The organism is Bartonella sp. AA83SXKL (assembly GCF_042196965.1).
In the GTDB taxonomy this organism is placed as follows: domain Bacteria; phylum Pseudomonadota; class Alphaproteobacteria; order Rhizobiales; family Rhizobiaceae; genus Bartonella.
This window is the reverse complement of record NZ_JBHIRG010000272.1, coordinates 1-295: the sequence shown is the minus strand read 5'-3', so window position 1 is coordinate 295 and position 295 is coordinate 1. Positions and strand designations below refer to the sequence as shown.

At 42.4% G+C, this 295-nt stretch carries 1 pseudogene; it reads right to left on the bottom strand.

The window, feature by feature from the left end:
* A pseudogene (gene proA / locus ACFINO_RS11060) lies at positions 1-295 on the bottom strand (gamma-glutamyl-phosphate reductase); the annotation flags it as partial.

Sequence of the window (295 nt, the reverse complement as noted above, 5' to 3'; positions counted from 1 at the left end):
AAATGCGCAAAAATCGGAACACGGGCATCAACCTGAATACGCGCAACAAGATTTTTACCACCACGAGGCACAATTACATCAATGGCTCCATCTAATCCCTTAAGCATTTCTCCAACGGCACCACGATCTTTCGTTGCAACCATTTGAATAGCATCTTTAGGAAAACCTGCTTTCTTCAATCCTTTTACCAACGCACAATGAAGTGCATGCGCAGAGTGAAAACTATCCGAACCACCACGTAAAATTGCAGCATTTCCAGCTTTTAAGCACAAAGTACTCGCATCAATAGTAACAT